Origin of the sequence: Streptomyces sp., assembly GCF_031181705.1 — a bacterium.
Lineage (GTDB): Bacteria > Actinomycetota > Actinomycetes > Streptomycetales > Streptomycetaceae > Streptomyces.
The window spans coordinates 25,584-28,097 of record NZ_JAPSKN010000073.1; the positions used below are offsets into that span (position 1 = coordinate 25,584).

The following is a 2,514-nucleotide window of genomic DNA, read 5'->3' on the forward strand; positions in this document are numbered from 1 at the left end:
GCTGTGCCTGCTGCTGGACCCGCCGGTCCGGCTCGTGCTGCTCGGCCTTCGGCTCGGCCACGACGTACGCCTGGCACTCGCCGGGCAGGAACCGTTCCTCGGCGTCGAGGCAGATGGCGAACATGGACACCGACGGCCCCTCGCGCAGCAGCCGTACGACGCCGGGGAGGGACCGGAGCCGCCGCGACCCGTCCCACACCACCACGATGTCCGGGTCGCTGAAGGTCGAGCCCTGCGACCTGTTCTGCTCGGCGGCCTTCTTGCGGGCGTCGAGGATCTGCGTCAGCTCCCCGATCCGGGCGCCGACGGTCTCGGCGTCCGTCCCGACCAGCGCGTTGACGTCCTGCCCGCCGGACGGCCGGGCGTGCGGCAGCCAGCGCACCCAGTCCCAGGACTCCCGCGCGGCGTTCTCGCTCAGCACGTAGAACTGCACGTCCATCGGGCTGTGCAGCGCCGCGGTCTGCGCGACGGCCCAACGCCCCAGCGCCCGGGCGGAGTCACCGGGGCCGGCCATGCCGACGACACCGAGGGTGCGCAGGTGCAGCGCGACCGGGGCGTCCTCGATCTTCCAGGTCACCTGGCGGCGGTGGTCGTCCTGCTCGGGGTCGTCGAGGACGACCTCGGAGGGCAACTGCCCGGTCCCCACGCGGAGCAGCAGATGGTCGCGGTCGGTGCGCCGCCGCTCCCACAGCCGGGTACGTGGCCCGGTCCCCAGGGCGAGGACGGTGGCAGGGTCGGGTATGGCGTGCCGCCGGTCGTTCCGCTCGGCGACGAGGGCGTCCTGCGCGTCCTTCTCGATCCGCTCCTTCTGCTCCTCGTACTCCTTGACCTGCTTGGCGTGGGACTTACGCCCGTGCTTCTTGTCGTTGTAGTAGTTCGCGAAGAGCAGGACGGGGCTCAGCGCGGCCATGATCAGGTAGTACCAGCGCTGGAAGATCATGACTGACACGACGGCACCGACCAGCGGGGTCAGCGCCATCAGCCACGGCAGCGGCCGGGCCTCGTACTCGCGGGGTGCCGAGGGCAGCCGGAAGGTGGTCTGCCGCTCGGGCGGACGCAGCCGCGGGGGCCGGTTGTAGTCCAGCCCGACGCCGTCGTCGGACCACTTCAGGGCGGCGTTCGGCGGGGTGTAACGCGTGAGTTCGAGCAGGGTGTTGCCGATCCCGATCTGCGCCCCGAGGGGCCACTCGGCGGGCCCGTCCGCCTTCTCCGATCCCCCATCGCCCTTCTTGTCCCTCTTCCTGTCCTTCTTCCCGTCCCTCTTCTTCTCCGCCCTCTTCCGCCCGTCCTTGTCGCTGGACCCCTGCTTGTCGTCCGAGGGGGCGAGGGGGGTGCCGTCGAGGGTGACGTGCTCCTTGTCCGAGTGGACGGCGACCTGGCAGGTCCCGTCAGCGGCGACGGAGAGCGTGAGGGCCCGGGCGTCGACCTCGGGATCGTCGATCCGGACGTAGGAGGCGGCCCCGCTGCCGATGTCGTACCGCCCCACGCCGAGACGGTGCACGAACCCGGCGGCCGGCCCGCCGACCACCCGCAGTTCGACGAGCCCGGTGGGCTCACCCGGCAGACACCCGGAGGGATCCTGCAGGCTGACGACGGCGCCCTCGCGCAGGGGCGAGCCGACGACGGTGGCGGCGGGATCGACGGCGTATCCGTCCACGTACACCAGGGGCGCGTTGTTGGCCGGCGCGTGCCGGTGCTGCCCGAGCGGGATGACCTGCGCCCCGCTGTGCCCGACCTGCTTGGCGAGCTCCTGGGCGATGTCCCCCACGGTGGACTCAGGATCGGCATCGAGCACGACGTCGGCGGCGGCACCGCCGTACGGGTCGACGACGGTCAGAGTCAGGCGCACGACTTGTCCTCCCCGTGCCACTGGGCCGGTGTGGCCGCGGTGGTGTCCCTTGCTGCGCCCGCTCCAGTCACTTGTCACTTCCCGTCACTGGGGCCACAGCGGTAAGGACGATATCCGTTCGGTGCGGTGACGGGGCAATGGGGCGGCGCGGTGACGTTCCCGATGGCAATCCCGTGCACGCTTTCCTGACCGCTCGTTCACAACCAGGGATGTGGCACCGCAGGCCACACCCGTAAGCTGCAGGCGCAAGAGCGGACGATCACTCCGGTTGCCACGTGCGATCGGCAACTCGGCCCGGGCGCCGATGAGTCCGCACACAGGGAGCCACGGGGGTTGGCCCTGCGGCGTTGCGAGAGGGAGCGGCTTCATGGCCAAGGACCTTGACATCACATACCAGGACATGCGGGAAGCGGCCAAGCATGTCGTGAAGGAGAAGGAAAAGCTCCAGGAGAGGCTCGAGGGCCTCCGCAAGTACATCAACAACCTCGTGCAGTCCGGCTATGTCACGAAGAGCTCGTCGAAGGCGTTCGACGAGAACTTCGACGAGTTCGTGCAGGGCACGAAGACGACGCTGGACGGTCTCGACGGCATGGGTGACTACCTGACCATGGCGGCGGACAAGTTCGAGCAGATCGACGAGGAGCTGGCCAAGCAGGCGCGTAAGT

General features: G+C 69.9%; 1 protein-coding gene and 1 pseudogene. One reads left to right on the top strand and one right to left on the bottom strand.

Annotated features, from left to right (window positions below):
- Positions 1 to 1,849, bottom strand: a pseudogene (locus RIN80_RS15925) (cell division protein FtsK); the annotation flags it as partial.
- 367 nt (positions 1,850 to 2,216) lie between these two features.
- Here RIN80_RS15925 and RIN80_RS15930 point away from each other — a divergent pair.
- Positions 2,217 to 2,514 (top strand): WXG100 family type VII secretion target (locus RIN80_RS15930; RefSeq protein ID WP_208637025.1); only part of this gene is annotated, 298 nt, incomplete at its 3' end.